Annotated in this window: 14 protein-coding genes; 3 read left to right on the top strand and 11 right to left on the bottom strand. The window is 71.3% G+C overall.

Features of this window, described 5'->3' with window-relative positions:
• From GKE56_RS02660 to GKE56_RS02650, 3 genes are all read right to left on the bottom strand, one after another.
• Nucleotides 1-1,197 (bottom strand): thiolase family protein, encoded by a 1,197-nt coding sequence (locus tag GKE56_RS02660; protein WP_154683235.1) that lies wholly within the window; start codon nt 1,195-1,197, stop codon nt 1-3.
• 59 nt (nt 1,198-1,256) lie between these two features.
• Nucleotides 1,257-3,023 carry a 2-isopropylmalate synthase gene (gene leuA, locus GKE56_RS02655; protein WP_154683234.1) on the bottom strand — a complete coding sequence of 589 codons (1,767 nt, stop codon included), beginning with the start codon at nt 3,021-3,023 and terminating at the stop codon, nt 1,257-1,259.
• Nucleotides 3,024-3,203: 180 nt separating this feature from the next.
• Nucleotides 3,204-4,259, bottom strand: coding sequence for a 1-aminocyclopropane-1-carboxylate deaminase (locus GKE56_RS02650; RefSeq protein ID WP_154683233.1), 1,056 nt, complete (start codon nt 4,257-4,259; stop codon nt 3,204-3,206).
• Nucleotides 4,260-4,369: 110 nt separating this feature from the next.
• On the opposite strand from GKE56_RS02650, the gene GKE56_RS02645 reads away from it, so the two are divergent.
• On the top strand, nt 4,370-6,322 hold the full coding sequence (locus tag GKE56_RS02645; protein WP_154683232.1) for an acyl-CoA dehydrogenase family protein: 1,953 nt from the start codon (nt 4,370-4,372) through the stop codon (nt 6,320-6,322).
• An 18-nt stretch (nt 6,323-6,340) separates the two neighbouring features.
• On the opposite strand, the gene GKE56_RS02640 is transcribed toward GKE56_RS02645, so the two are convergent.
• From GKE56_RS02640 to GKE56_RS02615, 7 genes are read right to left on the bottom strand one after another with little or no spacing between them, the layout of a single operon-like run.
• The gene (locus GKE56_RS02640; RefSeq protein WP_154683231.1) at nt 6,341-7,375 is read right to left on the bottom strand and encodes an aspartate-semialdehyde dehydrogenase; all 1,035 of its coding nucleotides are present in this window, start codon (nt 7,373-7,375) and stop codon (nt 6,341-6,343) included.
• A 34-nt stretch (nt 7,376-7,409) separates the two neighbouring features.
• On the bottom strand, nt 7,410-8,339 hold the full coding sequence (gene era / locus GKE56_RS02635; RefSeq protein WP_154683230.1) for a GTPase Era: 930 nt from the start codon (nt 8,337-8,339) through the stop codon (nt 7,410-7,412).
• A complete protein-coding gene (locus tag GKE56_RS18080) occupies nt 8,336-9,103 on the bottom strand; it encodes a hemolysin family protein (RefSeq protein ID WP_370518441.1) in 768 nt (255 codons plus the stop codon). Before GKE56_RS18080 ends, era begins: the two co-directional genes overlap by 4 nt.
• Complete coding sequence (locus GKE56_RS18075; RefSeq protein ID WP_370518440.1) at nt 9,060-9,662, bottom strand: DUF21 domain-containing protein; 603 nt, start codon at nt 9,660-9,662, stop codon at nt 9,060-9,062. The genes GKE56_RS18080 and GKE56_RS18075 overlap by 44 nt, the downstream gene beginning before the upstream one ends.
• Nucleotides 9,663-9,681: 19 nt before the next feature.
• Nucleotides 9,682-10,149, bottom strand: a complete 468-nt coding sequence (ybeY, locus tag GKE56_RS02625) for an rRNA maturation RNase YbeY (RefSeq protein ID WP_154683229.1) — start codon at nt 10,147-10,149, stop codon at nt 9,682-9,684.
• Complete coding sequence (locus GKE56_RS02620) at nt 10,127-11,200, bottom strand: PhoH family protein (protein ID WP_154683228.1); 1,074 nt, start codon at nt 11,198-11,200, stop codon at nt 10,127-10,129. Before GKE56_RS02620 ends, ybeY begins: the two co-directional genes overlap by 23 nt.
• Before the next feature lie 24 nt (nt 11,201-11,224).
• Nucleotides 11,225-11,596 carry an HIT domain-containing protein gene (locus GKE56_RS02615; RefSeq protein ID WP_154683227.1) on the bottom strand — a complete coding sequence of 124 codons (372 nt, stop codon included), beginning with the start codon at nt 11,594-11,596 and terminating at the stop codon, nt 11,225-11,227.
• A gap of 69 nt (nt 11,597-11,665) precedes the next feature.
• Here GKE56_RS02615 and GKE56_RS02610 point away from each other — a divergent pair, with 69 nt between their 5' ends.
• Both GKE56_RS02610 and GKE56_RS02605 read left to right on the top strand, forming a co-directional pair.
• Nucleotides 11,666-12,217 (top strand): RNA polymerase sigma factor, encoded by a 552-nt coding sequence (locus tag GKE56_RS02610; protein ID WP_195908217.1) that lies wholly within the window; start codon nt 11,666-11,668, stop codon nt 12,215-12,217.
• Nucleotides 12,214-13,350: a Gmad2 immunoglobulin-like domain-containing protein gene (locus GKE56_RS02605; protein WP_154683225.1), complete on the top strand. Its 1,137-nt coding sequence runs from the start codon at nt 12,214-12,216 to the stop codon at nt 13,348-13,350. Before GKE56_RS02610 ends, GKE56_RS02605 begins: the two co-directional genes overlap by 4 nt.
• 23 nt (nt 13,351-13,373) lie before the next feature.
• Here GKE56_RS02605 and GKE56_RS02600 read toward each other — a convergent pair whose 3' ends face one another.
• Nucleotides 13,374-14,117 carry a 16S rRNA (uracil(1498)-N(3))-methyltransferase gene (locus tag GKE56_RS02600; RefSeq protein ID WP_154683224.1) on the bottom strand — a complete coding sequence of 248 codons (744 nt, stop codon included), beginning with the start codon at nt 14,115-14,117 and terminating at the stop codon, nt 13,374-13,376.
• Between the last annotated feature and the right edge of the window lie 10 nt (nt 14,118-14,127).

Here is a 14,127-nt window from a genome sequence, read left to right as displayed (position 1 = left end):
TCAGCGGCTGAGGTTCTCCAGGACGACCGCGAGCCCTTGGCCGACGCCGATGCAGATCGCCGCGACGCCCCACCGGCCGCCACTGGCCTGCAGCGAGCGCGCCAGCGTCCCGAGCACCCGGGTGCCCGAAGCCCCCAGCGGATGGCCGATCGCGATCGCACCGCCGTGCTGGTTGACGATCGCCGGGTCGACCCCCCACGCGTCGATGCACGCGAGGGACTGGGCCGCAAAGGCCTCGTTCAGCTCGACGGCGGCGACCTGCGACCACGAGATGCCGGCTCGCTCCAGCGCGAGGTTGGCCGCCTCGACCGGGGCGAAGCCGAAGTACTGCGGGTCGAGTGCCGCCGCACCCCGGCCGGCGATCCTCGCCAACGGGTCGCGCCCCAGCAGGCCTGCCGCGGCCTGCGAACCCAGCAGGGCCGCCGACGCCCCGTCGTTGAGGGGCGAGGCGTTCCCGGCGGTCACGGTGCCGTCGGGCCGAAAGACCGGCTTCAGCGCGCCGAGCGCCTCGAGGTTGGCGTCGGGGCGGATGGACTCGTCGCGAGTCAGGCTCACCCCCGGCACCGCGACGACCTGGTCGTCGTAGAAGCCCGAGTCCCACGCCGCGAGCGCCGCCTGGTGCGATCGCAAGGCGAACGCGTCCTGCCGCTCCCGGGTCACCCCCTCACGCTCGCGGAGCTGCTCGGTAGCCTCGCCGAGCGAGACGGTCCACTCCGCCGGCATGGCGGGGTTGACCAGCCGCCAGCCCAAGGTGGTCGACACCATGCTGCGGTCGCCCGCGGCATACGGCCGGTCGGGCTTCTGGACCACCCACGGGGCGCGGCTCATCGACTCCACACCACCCACCACCACGACCTCGGCCTCGCCGAGGGCGATCTGTCGCGACCCCATGATCGTCGCGTCGAGGCTCGACCCGCACAGCCGGTTCACCGTGGTGCCCGGCACGCTGGTGGGGAGCCCGGCCAGCAGCGTCGCCATGCGTGCGACGTTGCGGTTCTCCTCGCCCGCGCCGTTGGCATTGCCGAGGACGACCTCGTCGACCACGGCCGGGTCGAGGTCGGGCGAGCGCTCGACGATGGTGCGGACCACGAGCGCGGCCAGGTCGTCAGGGCGGGTGCCGGCCAGGGCACCTCCGAACCTGCCGAAGGGGGTACGCACGGCGTCGTAGAGGTACACGTCGCGAACGAGGTCGGTCATGGCGCTCACCCTAGCCACGGCCCTCCTCCGGGCACGGTCCGGCTCAGCACGCGTCCGGCTCAGCCGGCTGCGTGCTCGGCGCGCTCGGCGTGCTCGGCGCGTTCGGCGCGGTTGGCAGCCGACAGCACCGCGGTGAGCGAGGCCTTGACGATCGAGCTGTGCAGCCCCACGCCCCAGAACACCCGGTCACCCACGGCGCACTCGACGTAGGCCGCGGCGCGGGCGTCGCCGCCGGCGGACAGGGCGTGCTCGTGGTAGTCGAGCACGCGCACGTCGACACCGACCGTCGACAGGGCGTCGATGAACGCCGCGATCGGGCCGTTGCCGGTGCCCTCGAGGGTGACCTCCTGGCCGCGGTCGAGCATGGTCACGCTGATGCGGTCGACCCCACCCTGCTCGCTGATGAGCGAGTGGCTGACCGGGGTGAACCGACCCCAGGTGTTGACCGCTCCCTCGACCGCAGGCAGGTACTCGTCCTGGAAGACCTTCCACAGCTCGGCCGCACTGATCTCGCCGCCCTCGGTGTCGGTCTTGGCCTGCACGACGCCGCTGAACTCGATCTGGAGCCGGCGCGGCAGGTCGAGCTGGTGCTCGGTCTTGAGCAGGTAGGCGACTCCACCCTTGCCGGACTGGCTGTTGACGCGCACGACCGCCTCGTAGGACCGGCCCACGTCGTGCGGGTCGATGGGCAGGTATGGCACTCCCCAGACGAGCTCGTCGACGGACTTGCCGGACGCGGCCGCCTGCCGGTCCATGTCCTCGAAGCCCTTCTTGATGGCGTCCTGGTGCGAGCCGGAGAACGCGGTGAAGACGAGGTCGCCGCCCCACGGGTGGCGCTCGCCGACGGGCAGCTGGTTGCAGTGCTCGACCGTGCGGCGGATCTCGTCGAGGTCGGAGAAGTCGATCTGGGGGTCGATGCCCTGGCTGAAGAGGTTCATGCCGAGGGTGACGAGGTCGACGTTGCCGGTGCGCTCACCGTTGCCGAACAGGCAGCCCTCGATGCGGTCGGCTCCCGCGAGGTAGCCGAGCTCGGCGGCGGCGACGCCGGTGCCCCGGTCGTTGTGGGGGTGCAGGCTGACCACGATCGAATCGCGGCGCTCGAGGTGGCGGATCATCCACTCGATCGAGTCGGCGTAGACGTTCGGGGTCGCCATCTCGACGGTGGCCGGCAGGTTGATGATCATCTTGTGGTCGACCGTCGGGTCGATGACCTCGGCGACCTCGTTGCAGATCCGCACCGCGAACTCGAGCTCGGTGCCCGTGTAGGACTCGGGGCTGTACTCGTAGTAGACGACCGTGTCGGGGACCGTCTCCTCGAGCTTGCGGCAGAGCCGCGCAGCCTGAAGGGCGATGTCGACGATGCCGTCCTGGTCCAGGCCGAAGACCACGCGCCGCTGGAGCACCGACGTCGAGTTGTAGAAATGCACGATCGCCTGCTTGGCCCCGCGGATCGCGTCGAAGGTGCGCTCGACGAGGTGGTCGCGGCACTGGGTCAGGACCTGGATCGTCACGTCGCCCGGGATCAGGTCGTCCTCGATGAGCATCCGCACGAAGTCGAAGTCGGTCTGGCTCGCGCTCGGGAACCCGACCTCGATCTCCTTGTAGCCCATCCGGACGAGGAGCTCGAACATCCGCTTCTTGCGGTCCGGGCTCATCGGGTCGATCAGGGCCTGGTTGCCGTCCCGCAGGTCGACCGCGCACCACCGTGGGGCCCGCTCGATGGTGCGGGTCGGCCAGGTCCGGTCAGGCAGGTCGACCGCGATCTGGTCCTGGAACGGGACGTACTTGGCCACCGGCATTCCGGAGGGCTGCTGGGGGTGGATCATGTTCTCTCGCCTCACGACTCGTTGCTGCTGATGTCAGCCCGGGCAACGCCACTCCGCGACGAGGGGCGGCTGATCGGTCAGGCCCCGCCGCGGCGGCGAAGGAGGAGGCGCAGAGAACGCACGCGTCGAGCGTATGCCGCCGTGGCGGCATACGTCCATGCGGCCCACCATCCGGACGGATCACGATCGGGACCGCCCACGGGTCGCGAGGTTCTCTGCGTCGAAGATGCCGGAGTAGGCGTTGAGCGCGGGCTGGCCGCCGAGGTGGGCGAACAGGACGGTGGAGTCCTTGCCGATCTCCCCTGAGGTCACGAGGTCGACGAGCCCGGCCATGGACTTCCCCTCGTAGACGGGGTCGATGATCATCCCCTCGAGCCGGCCGCTGAGCCTGATCGCCTCGACGGTCGACTCCACGGGGATCCCGTAGAGGTCGCCCGCCCAACCCTCGAGCAGGGTGAGCTCGTCGTCGCGCAGGGCACGCTCCACGCCGATGAGGCTGGCCGTGTGCTGCGCGATCCGGGCCACCTGGTCGCGGGTCTTGTCGAGGGTCGCGGAGGCGTCGATGCCGATCACCCGTCGCGTTCGCCCGCCCGCGTCCTCGAGCGCGGCGAAGCCCGCGACCATCCCGGCGTGGGTCGACCCGGTCACCGTGCAGACCACGATGGTGTCGAAGAAGATGCCGAGCTCACGCTCCTGATCGGCCACCTCGTAGGCCCAGTTCGCGAACCCCAGCCCGCCCAAGTGGTGTTCGGAGGCCCCGGCCGGGATGCCGTAGGGCTTGCCGCCAGACTCCTCGACCTCACGCAGGGCGTCCGCCCACGAGCTGCGGAGGCCGATGTCGAAACCGTGCGGGTCGAGGTGGACGTCGGCGCCCATGATCCGTGACAGCAGAATGTTGCCGACCTTGGCGTTGACAGGGTCGTCCCAGTCCACCCACTTCTCCTGCACCAGACGGCACTTGAGCCCGAGCTTGGCGGCCACGGCGGCCACCTGGCGCGTGTGGTTGGACTGGTAGCCGCCGATGGACACCAGCGTGTCCGCACCCTGCGCGAGGATATCGGGGACGAGGTACTCGAGCTTGCGAGTCTTGTTGCCACCAAAGGCCAAGCCACTGTTGCAGTCCTCCCGCTTGGCCCAGACCTGGGCGCCGCCGAGGTGCGCCGTCAGCCGGTCGAGCGGGTGCACCGGGCTCGGCCCGAATGTCAGCGGGTAGCGCGCGAAGTCGTGGATGCTCATGGGTGCCACGATGGCACGGAGTGCACCGGTCGACCTGTAGAGCAGACCATCGGGCCCTTCCCTTTCGGGCTACCAGCGAGTACGACTGAGGGAGCCGCGAGGAGGCCCCTATGACCCACGTCACCGACAGCCATCCCGACCAGGGCACCCCCGTCCGGGCCACCGAACGTGAGTCGCGGGCCGTGGCGGAGGCCGCCCGAGAGGCGGACTGGGACCGGCCGAGCTTCGCCAAGGGGCTGTACCTCGGACGGTTCGACCTCGACCTCGTCCACCCGCACCCCCGCGCCCGACCCGATGACGAGGCCCGCGGCGCGGAGTTCCTGACGCGGCTGCGGGCTGTCTGCGAAGGCTTCGACGGGACGCGCATCGAGCGCGACGACCGCATTCCCGACGAGTACCTCGCGGCGCTCAATGACATCGGCGCGTTCGGCATGAAGATCCCCCGGGAGTACGGCGGCCTCGGCCTCACCATGTCGTCGTACGGCAAGGCGCTCGTCCTGGCCGGCTCCGCCCACCCGAGCCTGGGCGCCCTGCTCTCGGCCCATCAGTCGATCGGCGTTCCCGAGCCGGTCAAGCTGGTCGGGACCCCGGAGCAGAAGCAGGCGTTCCTCCCCCGCTGCGCAGCCGGTGCGATCTCCGCGTTCCTGCTCACCGAGCCGGACGTGGGCTCCGACCCCGCCCGGATGGCCAGCACGGCCACCCCGACAGTCGACGGCACGGCATACCTGCTCGACGGGGTGAAGCTGTGGACCACCAACGGTGTCGTCGCCGAGCTCCTCGTGGTGATGGCCCGGGTACCTGAGCACGAGGGCCACCGCGGAGGCATCACCGCCTTCGTCGTCGAGGGCACCTCGGAGGGCATCACGGTGGAGCGCCGCAACTCCTTTATGGGGCTCAAGGGACTCGAGAACGGCCTGACCCGGTTCCACCAGGTGCGCGTGCCCGTCGAGAACCGGCTGGGCAAGGAGGGCGAGGGGCTCAAGATCGCGCTCACCACGCTCAACGCCGGGCGCCTCTCGATCCCCGCGATGTGCGCCGCGGCGGGCAAGTGGTCGCTCAAGATCGCCCGCGAGTGGTCGGCCACGCGGGTGCAATGGGGCCGACCGGTCGGCGAGCACGGGGCGGTGGCGCAGAAGCTCGCCTTCATTGCGGCCACGACCTACGGGCTCGAGTCGGTGCTGGAGCTGTCGGCCCAGCTCGCCGACGCCGGTAGCAAGGACATCCGCATCGAGGCCGCACTGGCCAAGCTGTGGTCGAGCGAGATGGCCTGGCGCATCGCCGACGAGCTCGTGCAGATTCGCGGGGGCCGGGGATACGAGACGGCGGCGTCCCTGGCGGCCCGGGGTGAGCGAGCGGTGCCCGCCGAGCAGGTGCTGCGCGACCTGCGGATCAACCGGATCTTCGAGGGGTCCACCGAGATCATGCACCTGCTCATCGCCCGCGAAGCCGTCGACGCCCACCTCAAGGCCGCCGGCGACCTCGCCTCACCCGCCGCGACGCCGCAGCAGAAGGCACGCGCGGCGGTGGATGCGAGCGGCTTCTACGGCAGGTGGCTGCCCCATCTCGTGGCCGGCAAGGGCACCGTGCCCACCTCGTATGCCGAGTTCGGGCCGCTCGCGGAGCACCTGCGGTATGTGGAGCGTGCGTCACGCAAGCTGGCGCGACAGACGTTCTACGCGATGTCGCGGTGGCAGGCGAAGCTGGAGTACCGCCAGGCGTTCCTGGGCCGGATCGTCGACATCGGCGCCGAGCTGTTCGCGATGTCCGCCGCCTGCTCGCGGGCTGCCATGCTGCGCGCTGACGACGCCGGGACGGGACGCTCTGCGCAGCAGCTGGCCGACGTCTTCTGCCGCCAGAGCCGGTTGCGGACCGAGGCGCTGTTCGCGGCCCTGTGGACCAACACCGACGACGCCGACGGGCGGGTGGCGCACGGCGTGCTGGCCGGCGACTACACCTGGCTGGAGGAGGGCGTGCTCGACGTCTCGGAGGGCACCGGCCCATGGATCGCACCGTGGTCGCCCGGGCCCAGCGAGAGCGAGTCGGTCTGGCGCGCCGTCCGCTGAAAGCCGCGCGCGACCCGCTCAGCGGCGCTTGAGGAGCTCTTCGGCGATCTGCACGGCGTTGAGCGCCGCGCCCTTGCGCAGGTTGTCGCCCACGACGAAGAGCACCAGGCCCTTGCCCGCAGGCGCGCCCTGGTCGGCGCGCACCCGGCCCACGAAGACCTCGTCGCGGCCGGCCGCCTCGAGCGGGTTCGGGACGTCCGTGACCACGACACCCGGGGCCTTGGCCAGCAGCTCCAGCGCCTCCTCGGGCGACAGGTCTGCGGAGAACTCGGCGTGGATGGCGAGGGAGTGCCCGGTGAAGACGGGCACGCGAACGCAGGTGCCCGACACCAGCAGGTCGGGGATGTGCAGGATCTTGCGCGACTCGTTGCGGAGCTTCTGCTCCTCGTCCGTCTCCAGCGAACCGTCGTCGACGATCGACCCCGCGAGCGGGATGACGTTGAACCCGACCGGCACGGCGTACACGTTCGGCGAGGGCACGGCCACCGCGCGCCCGTCCAGGGCGAGCCCGCGCACGTCGCCCGCGGCATACGCACCGCGCAGCTGGCCGTCGAGCTCCTGGACGCCCTTGCCGCCGGAGCCGGAGACCGCCTGGTAGGACGCCACCGTCAGTCGGACGAGCCCAGCGGCCGCATGCAGCGGGGCCAGCACCGGCATGGCCGCCATCGTCGTGCAGTTGGGGTTGGCGACGATGCCCTTGGGGAGGTCGTCGAGGTCGTCGGCGTTGACCTCGCTGACCACCAGCGGCACCTCGGGGTCCCTGCGCCACGCCGAGGAGTTGTCGACGACGACGGCGCCGGCCTCGGCCACCCGCGGCGCCCACTCCTTGGAGGTCGCCCCGCCGTTGGAGAACAGCGCGATGTCGAGCCCGGCGAAGTCCGCCGTGGCGGTGTCCTCGACGGTCACCTCACCGCCGGCCCACGGCAGGGTCGACCCCGCCGAGCGCGCCGAGGCGAAGTACCGCATCTCGTCGACGGGAAAGCCCCGCTCGGCCAGCAGCGTGCGCATGACCGAGCCGACCTGTCCGGTGGCCCCAAAGACTCCAACTCGCATGGGAGGAGTCTACGGTGCGCTCAGAACGGTCCTGTCAGAACCCGAGCCGCTGGAGCTGCTTGGGGTCGCGCTGCCAGTCCTTGGCGATCTTCACGTGCAGGTCGAGGTAGACCCGCTGGCCGAGCAGGGCCTCGATGGACTGCCGCGCCGTCGTGCCGACCTCGCGCAGCCGTGACCCGCCCCGGCCGATGATGATGGCCTTCTGCGACGAGCGCTCGACGAACACGTTGACCCGCACGTCGAGCAGGGGGTTGTCCTCGGACCGCCCCGCCCGCGGGACCATCTCCTCGACGACGACGGCCAGCGAGTGCGGCAGCTCGTCGCGCACTCCCTCGAGCGCCGCCTCGCGCACGAGCTCGGCGATCATCACCGCCTCGGGCTCGTCGGTGAGGACGCCTGCGGGGTACAGCGGGCCGGGTGAGCTCGGCAGGTACGAGCAGAGCACCTGGGCGACCTCCTGGACCTGCGACCCGTCCACGGCCGAGCAGGGCACGATCGCGTCCCACGAACCGAGCTGGTCGATGGCGATGAGGTGCTCGGCCAGCCGCTGACGGTCGACCCGGTCCGTCTTCGTGGCGATCGCCACGACGGGGCGGCGCTTCGACTGCTGGATCTCGACCAGCTCGCGGGCGATGTACGCGTCACCAGGCCCGATGCGCTGGTCGGACGGCAGGCAGAAGCCGATGACGTCGACCTCGAGCAGGGTCGCCCGCACCACGTCGTTGAGCCGCTCGCCCAGCAGCGTGCGGGGCTTGTGCAGACCCGGCGTGTCGACCAGCACCAGCTGGGACGCTTCCGTCGTGACGATCCCGCGGATCGTGTGCCGGGTGGTCTGCGGCTTCGAGGACGTGATCGCGACCTTCTGGCCCACCAGGGCGTTGGTCAGGGTCGACTTGCCCGCGTTCGGCCGCCCGACCAGGCACGCGAAGCCCGCGGCATACGTGCTCTGGTTCACGACGGTCATGACACTCCCTCTCGCTGGTGCTCCACCGTAGTCCGCTCGGGGACGGCGGCGGCATCGCCCTCGGCCGGAGTGGGGCTGACGCGCTCGACGATCACCGAGGCGATGCGGTGGCGACGACCGGCCATCCGTTCGGCGGTGAGCGACAGCCCGGACACCTCGCAGCGTGAGCCCACGATGGGGACCCGGCCGATGTGCTTGCCGATGAGGCCGCCGACGGTGTCGACCTCGTCCTCCTCGATCTCGACGTCGAACAGGTCGGCGAGGTCGTCGATGTCCATCGCCGCCGGCACCCGGAACCGGCCATCGCCGAGGTCCTCGATGCCCGGCGCCTCGCGGTCGTACTCGTCGGCGATCTCTCCGACGATCTCCTCGATGATGTCCTCGATCGTGATCAGGCCCGCCGTCCCGCCGTACTCGTCGACGACCACGGCGAAGTGGCTCTGGTCACGCTGCATCTCGCGGAGCAGGTCGTCGACGGGCTTGCTCTCGGGCACGAAGTGCATCGGGCGCATCTGGGCGGTGACCGGCAGGCCTGCCGCGTCGGGGTCGGCGTTGACCCGACGCGCCACGTCCTTGAAGTAGAGCAGCCCGAGGACGTCGTCGGACCCGTCGCCCACCACCGGGATGCGTGAGAAGCCGGACCGCAGGAACAACGACATGGCCGAGCGCAGGGACTTCGTGCCGTCGATCGTCACCATGTCGGTGCGCGGGACCATCACCTCACGGGCCACGGTGTCGCCGAGCTCGAAGACGGAGTGGATCATCTCGCGCTCGCCGGCCTCGATGACCGCGCTCTCGCCGGCGAGGTCGACGAGGTCGCGCAGCTCGGACTCGGTCTGGAACGGGCCGTCGCGGTAGCCGCGGCCGGGGGGTGACGGCGTTCCCGAGCGCCACGAGCACGCGCGCCAGCGGACCGAGCACGCGGCGCAGCCAGACGATGAACGGCGAGGCGACGAGCGCCACCTGGTCGGAGTGCTGTCGGCCCAGGGTGCGCGGCGAGACCCCGACGACCACGAACGACACCAGCGCCATGACGCCGATCGCGATCAGCACCTGCTTCCAGAACCCGTCGACGAGGTCGACGACCCCGAGGGTGATCAGGACCGCCGTGGTGGCCTCGGCGACGATGCGCAGGAACGCCGTGACCGACAGGTATGCCGCGCTGTCGGCGACGATGCGCGCCAGCGCCTCGGCCCCGGGTCGCCGCTCCTCGAGCAGCTCGTGGGCGCGCACCCGCGACATCCGCCAGATCGCGGCCTCGGCAGCGGCCAGGAGGAACGCGATGAAGATGCTCAGCAGGGCGGCGAGGACGAGCGTGGTCACGAGACGGTCACCAGACCCCTCACGCGCCGGGCCGCCCGCGGCCGGCGAGGAAGGTGAGCAGCAGCTGCCGCTGGAGCTCGAACATCTCGCGCTCCTCCTCGGGCTCCGCGTGGTCGTACCCCAGCAGGTGCAGGATGCCGTGCGTCGTGAGCAGGAGGAGCTCCTCCTCAACCGCATGACCCGCCTCGGCGGCCTGGCGAGCGGCGACGGACGGGCAGAGCACGATGTCGCCGAGGACGCCCTCCTCGGGGTCCTCCCCGTCGCGGCCGGGGCGCAGCTCGTCCATGGGGAAGCTCATGACGTCCGTCGGCCCCGGAAGGTCCATCCACTGGACGTGGAGCACCTCCATGGCCGCCTCGTCGACGAGGCGCAGACACAGGTCCGCCCCGGGGTGGACGCGCATCTGCTGCATGACGTACTTGCTCAGGGCCACCAGCTCGAGCTCGTCGAGCTGGTGGTCGGTCTCATTGAGAACGTCGACGCTCACGCTGTCCTCGCCCTCCCTGCCGAGCATCACGCTGGCCGTGCTGGTTCTCGTCCCACCGGCCGTAGGCGTCGACGATGGCCCCGACGAGGCGATGCCGGACGACGTCCTGCGGGGTCAGGAGGGAGAAGTGGATGTCCTCGACGCCGTCGAGGATCTCCCGGACGACGCGGAGGCCCGACTTGGTGCCGTCAGGCAGGTCGACCTGGGTGACGTCCCCGGTCACGACCATCCGGGAGCCGAAGCCCAGGCGGGTGAGGAACATCTTCATCTGCTCGGGCGAGGTGTTCTGGGCCTCGTCCAGGATGATGAACGCGTCGTTGAGGGTGCGTCCGCGCATGTAGGCCAGCGGTGCGACCTCGATCGTGCCGGCCGCCATGAGCCGGGGGATCGACTCGGGGTCGACCATGTCGTGGAGCGCGTCGTAGAGCGGGCGCAGGTACGGGTCGATCTTGTCGTTGAGAGTGCCCGGCAGGAAGCCCAGCCGCTCGCCCGCCTCGACCGCGGGGCGGGTCAGGATGATCCGGTTGACCTGCTTGGCCTGCAGCGCCGCGACCGCCTTCGCCATGGCGAGGTAGGTCTTGCCCGTGCCCGCGGGCCCGATCCCGAAGACGACGGTGTGCTCGTCGATGGCGTCGACGTAGTGCTTCTGGTTCAGCGTCTTGGGGCGGATGGTGCGACCGCGCGACGACACGATGTTCATCGTCAGCACGTCGGCCGGGCGCTCGGACGTCTGGGCCCGCAGCATGCTGATCGAGCGTTCGACGGCGTCGCGGTTGAGCGGCTGGCCGCCGTCGATCACCAGGAGGAGCTCGTCGATGGTCCGCTCGGCCAGGGCCACCTCGGGGCTCGGGCCGGCCAGGTGGAACTCGTTGCCGCGCACGTGGATCTGCAGCTGCGGAAAGGCGCGTTCCATGGTGCGCAGGAGCTCGTCGCGGGGGCCGAGGAGCGTCACCATCTGCACCTGCGGTGGGATCACGACGGTGTGCGTGGGCGCCGGACGGGCGCCGTCGGGCGCGCCATCCAGCGTGGTCTGATGATCGGCGTCAGGCATGGTCCGTCCAGTCTACGGTGCCGCTCAGCCGGGCGGCCACGCCATGGGTCGGCCGCCGAGCACGTGGGCATGGGCGTGGAACACGGTCTGGTGGGCCTGGGCCCCCGTGTTGAAGACCAGCCGGTAGCCGCCCTCGTCGACCCCCTCCGCGCGGGCGACCGCGGCGACGGCGTCCACGAGCGCGACCACCTCGTCGGGGGCCTCCTCGGCGAGTGCCGCCACGTTCGGCACGTGGCGCCGGGGAATGACGAGCACGTGGGTCGGGGCCTGGGGCTCCAGGTCACGGAAGGCCACCGTGTGCTCGTCCTCACGCACGACCGTCGCGGGGATCTCGCCAGCGACGATGCGGCAGAACAAGCAGTGTGGATCGGTGGGGACGGCGGCCGCAGCTGACATGAAACGAGCGTATCGGCGCGTCAACCGCAGCGGGCACCTGCGCGTCCATGGGTCGTGAGACCGTTGAGCGTGGCAGAACGCAACCGCCCGGGGGGCGCCGTGACGTCGGCGGCCGACGCGGCGGTCGCCGACCTGTATGCCGCGCACTGGACCGGTCTCGTGCGACTCGCCTGGCTCCTGCTGCGCGACGACCAGCTGGCCGAGGAGGTCGTGCAGGACGCGTTCATCGCCGTGCACCGCCGGTGGGACTCGCTGCGCAGCCAGGAGAACGCGGCCGCCTACCTGCGCCGGTCGGTCGTCAACGGCGCCCGGTCGGGCCTGCGCCACCGCGGCGTCGAGCAGCGGTACCTCACCCGCGAGCAGGGCGAACCCACGGCATACGCACGACGCACCGAGGCCAGCGCGGAGGAACGCGCCCTCGCCGGCGAGGCGACCCACTCGATGATCACGGCCCTGGGGCGGCTGCCCCAGCGCCAGAGAGAGGTCCTGACGATGCGGTACTACCTCGAGCTCAGCGAGGCCGAGATCGCCGACGCGCTCGGCATCTCGCCCGGCTCGGTGAAGGCTCACGCCCACCGCGGCCTGGCGTCGCTGCGCGACCGGATGGAGGCGTCATCATGAACGACCGCACCGACTTCCTGCACCCCGACTTCGAGCCGGGCGAGTTCGACCGCACCGAGCGCGAGCTGCGCCAGGCACTGACCATGGAGGCCCACCGCATGAACCCGACCGACCGTCTCGACGAGGTCCTGCGCACCGCACGCGAGGCCGGCCCGGCGACGGCGGGCGGCTCGTCGCGACGGTGGCTGGTCCCGGTCGCCGCAGCGGCATCCGTCGCGCTCATCGCCGGGGGCGCGTGGGTCGCGACCCACCGCGGCACCGACCAGCTGGTGCCCACGCCCCCGGCCAGCAGCGGGCCGGTGGCCACGTCGGCAACGAGCCCGGCGACCTCGGGAACGACCGCGCCGACCACCCAGCCCCCGTCCGCGCCACCGGTTGCGGGTGCCGGCACGAGCCTGCCCGTCTACTTCGTCGGGCCCATCGGCGACAGCAAGCCGACGTACAAGCTGTTCCGCGAGTTCGTCCGGGCCAACCTGCCCCAGGGCGCAACGGATGCCGCACGCGCCAAGGCGGCGCTCGTCCGCGCCATCAACGCCCAGCCCTACAGCAACACCGACGGCTACCTCCAGCCGTGGTCCGGCCAGACCATCGGTGACGTCACGGTGTCCGGCCAGAGGATCACCATCGCCCTGGCGAACGCCGGCGCCTCAGGCTTCGACGCCGAGACCCAGCGGCTGGCCGTGCAGGAGCTCGTCTGGACGGCCCAGGCCGCGGTCGGCAAGGGCGCCATCCCGGTGCAGTTCACCGTGTCCGACGGCTCGAGCGCCTTGTTCGGCCGGTTCCCCACCGCACAGACGTACACCCGCCCCGGCAAGGACCAGCTGTGGAAGGACCTCGCGCCGATCTGGGTCACCGCACCCGGCCGCGACCAGGTCCTGCCGGCAGCCAAGCCGGTGGTCGTCCAGGGCCAGGCCATCGTGTTCGAGGCCACCGTGAGCTGGGACCTCAAGCGTGGGTCGACCACTGTCAAGACCGGCCACACCATGGCGAGCGTGGGTGCACCGTCGCAGGGCGGCTACTCGGTCAACCTGGGCGTGCTGGCCCCCGGCGACTACACGATCCGGGCCTACGAGGTGAGCATGGCCGACGGCTCGGTCGCAGCCGAGAAGTCGGTGACCTTCACCGTCAGGTAGGACTGCCGGTTCTCACGGCGACCTCAGCGCCACCGGCTGGTCGCGCTCAGCACGGCGAGCGCGGCCGGGCCGGCACTCGAGGACCGCAGGACACTGCGGCCCAGGCGCACGGCGATGGCCCCGGCCGCCTCGAGCTGGGCGACCTCCTCGGGCGTGATGCCCCCCTCGGGGCCGACCACGACGACGACGTCGCCATGCTCGGGCAGCGCGTGACCGGCCAGCGCCATCGTGGCGTCCTCGTGGAGCACGTATGCCGCGGCTGCCGCCTCGATGCGTTCGGCCAGGGTGCGGGTGGTGACCAGCTCGGCGACGACCGGGACCCGCGCCCGGCGGGACTGCTTGCTCGCCGCGGCCACCGTGGTCTCCCACTTGCGCCGGGCCTTCTCGCCGCGCTCGCCCCGCCACTGGACGATGCACCGGGCGGCCTGCCAGGGCACGACCTCGTCCACGCCGAGCTCGGTCGCCGACTCGACCGCCTGGTCGTCGCGGTCACCCTTGGCGAGCGCCTGGACGAGCACGAACCTGGGTTGTGGCGGTGGTTCGTGGTCGACGCCGACGACCGCCAGGTCGAGCTGGGCGGGGTGGACCCCGACGACGTCGCAGGTGACCCGCAGGCCCTCGCCGTCGGCGAGCATGACCCGCTGCCCCACGCCGATCCGGCGCACGGTGGCCGCGTGCCGGCCCTCCGCGCCGTCGAGCCCTACGAGGTCCCCGACCGTGACGTCGGCCACCAGGGCAGGCGGCACGAGGAACAGCGGCAGGGTCACGACGCCCGGC

Origin of the sequence: Nostocoides sp. HKS02, assembly GCF_009707485.1 — a bacterium.
Lineage (GTDB): Bacteria > Actinomycetota > Actinomycetes > Actinomycetales > Dermatophilaceae > Pedococcus.
Note: the sequence above shows the minus strand (reverse complement) of the source record. Positions and strands in the feature narration are given on the sequence as shown.

Coding starts and splice junctions, on each gene's coding strand:
- GKE56_RS02660 (WP_154683235.1), bottom strand. CDS start 1,197: ATGACCGACCTCGTTCGCGACGTGTACCTCTACGACGCCGTGCGTACC.
- leuA (WP_154683234.1), bottom strand. CDS start 3,023: ATGATCCACCCCCAGCAGCCCTCCGGAATGCCGGTGGCCAAGTACGTC.
- GKE56_RS02650 (WP_154683233.1), bottom strand. CDS start 4,259: ATGAGCATCCACGACTTCGCGCGCTACCCGCTGACATTCGGGCCGAGC.
- GKE56_RS02645 (WP_154683232.1), top strand. CDS start 4,370: ATGACCCACGTCACCGACAGCCATCCCGACCAGGGCACCCCCGTCCGG.
- GKE56_RS02640 (WP_154683231.1), bottom strand. CDS start 7,375: ATGCGAGTTGGAGTCTTTGGGGCCACCGGACAGGTCGGCTCGGTCATG.
- era (WP_154683230.1), bottom strand. CDS start 8,339: ATGACCGTCGTGAACCAGAGCACGTATGCCGCGGGCTTCGCGTGCCTG.
- GKE56_RS18080 (WP_370518441.1), bottom strand. CDS start 9,103: ATGATCCACTCCGTCTTCGAGCTCGGCGACACCGTGGCCCGTGAGGTG.
- GKE56_RS02620 (WP_154683228.1), bottom strand. CDS start 11,200: ATGCCTGACGCCGATCATCAGACCACGCTGGATGGCGCGCCCGACGGC.
- GKE56_RS02615 (WP_154683227.1), bottom strand. CDS start 11,596: ATGTCAGCTGCGGCCGCCGTCCCCACCGATCCACACTGCTTGTTCTGC.
- GKE56_RS02605 (WP_154683225.1), top strand. CDS start 12,214: ATGAACGACCGCACCGACTTCCTGCACCCCGACTTCGAGCCGGGCGAG.